The sequence below is a fragment of the Alcanivorax sp. HI0083 genome (assembly GCF_001635175.1).
In genome coordinates, this window is sequence record NZ_LWFX01001272.1 from 1 (window position 1) to 1,877 (window position 1,877).

1 protein-coding gene and 1 pseudogene are annotated in these 1,877 nt (G+C 55.6%); both read right to left on the minus strand.

Features of this window, described 5'->3' with window-relative positions; genetic code table 11:
- Positions 1-89: 89 nt before the first annotated feature.
- On the minus strand, positions 90-746 hold the full coding sequence (locus tag A3754_RS18785; protein ID WP_063520923.1) for a hypothetical protein: 657 nt from the start codon (positions 744-746) through the stop codon (positions 90-92).
- Between the two features lie 41 nt (positions 747-787).
- A pseudogene (locus A3754_RS27910) lies at positions 788-1,877 on the minus strand (hypothetical protein); the annotation flags it as partial.

Genomic DNA, 1,877 nt, shown 5'->3' on the forward strand with positions numbered 1-1,877 from the left:
CAAACGGAGCCCCCTATCACTGCTATTCTCAAAAAAAATGCCCTAACCGTTGCGGGTTAAGGCATTTCTTTTTTGTTTCTGAAGCTGAGTTATTCTGGCGAGCCCAGCCTTATCCCCACCGCCACGAAAGTCTCAAGCCCCGAAGTGCCATCCCCTTCGTCGAGGCCGCCACCACCTGAGGTAATAACGTTGCCATCAGAAGAGAGGCTAAACGACTCAGAATCACCGTCACTCCAGGTCACATTGAGAGTCTGGCCACTCACAGACCAGGAACCGCCGCCGGTTTCATTGTCATTCCAGGTATCAACATAGTGGTCACAGCTGAAATTCTCACCTTCACCGCTACACTGATTGGCATCCAGACTGATGAACCGGCCCTGCTCACTGAACGTTTCGCTGAGGGAACCGTCACCGTTGAACGTCAGATCGGCAATTCCGCCGAAACGTTCCAAATTGGCACCGCCACCGTCATCCAGCTCGATGATGCCGCCAGAGAAGTACAATTTATAGGTCGCTCCACTCACGATATCGGCCAAATCTGCCACCTCACCGCTCGCCGCCTCAAGGGCGGCAATACGCTGATTATTATCGTTGATGGCCGTGATCAGGGCCTGAAAGTTGGCATCGACACCAGCCGCGGTAGCCGCCTGGCCGGACAGCGGGGCGGTGTAGCCAGTCACATCACCGGCCATGGCATTGGCGCTCAATACCGCTGCGGTGAGGCCTGTCAGAATTACTTTTTTCATGTCTCTTACCCTCATTAGGTTTTGTGCTTTTACCAACGGCCTCACTGCCAGTTGGCTTCATCCCAGTTGAACTCATTCCAGACGGCGGGCGCGGGGCCTCCACAGGCCGTGGCATTTGGATCCGGATTACAGGGGTCGGCGTCGTCCGGGTCAGCGGTATCGGCACCATAACCATCACCATCTGCATCGACACTTTCAGTCGCGTCATTGGGGAAGGCGTCCGCGTTATCGCCTACACCGTCCCCATCACTATCAACGGCTTCATCCGGATCATTGGGAAAGTCGTCAGCATTATCCCCGGTACCATCGCCGTCGCTGTCCAGTGTTTCGTTGGGGTCATTGGGGAATGCATCCCCATTGTCACCCACTCCATCGGCATCGCTATCCACCGTTTCAGCCGGGTCGTCCGGGAAGACATCGCTGTTATCGCCGACACCATCCTCATCGCTATCCGAGGTTTCCGTACCGTCATTGGGAAAGGCGTCGCTGTTGTCACCCACGCCGTCATTGTCGGAATCAATCGTTTCGTTGGGATCCTCGGGGAAGGCATCCCCGTTGTCGCCCACTCCGTCTTCATCCGTATCTGTGGTTTCTTCGGGGTCGTTCGGGAACACATCGCCATTGTCGCCGACACCATCGTTATCGCTATCCACGGTTTCGGTGGGGTCATTCGGAAACGCGTCCATATTATCGCCGACGCCATCTTCATCACTATCCAGTGACTCGGATGGGTCTTGTGGGAAAGCATCACCGTTATCCCCAACACCATCACCGTCGGAATCTACTGTCTCGCTGGGGTCCTGGGGAAAAGCGTCGCTGTTATCGCCAACACCGTCGCTATCACTGTCTGTGATTTCGGCCGGATCATCCGGGAAGGCATCTTCACCATCGACAACACCATCACCGTCGCGGTCCGGATTATAGGGAGCACTGTCCTGTTCATTGAGCAGGCCATCGCCATCAATATCATCATCACTGCTGTCCGGCATGCCATCCTGATCGATATCACTTTCGGTTTCTGCCGGCTCGATAACCGTGGTGGTGTTCTCGGCAGTAGACGTATCCGCGTCCACGCCGGTATCTGCCGTTTCTTCAGCCACCACACTGGCTACCTGGGATACGGTCTTGTTG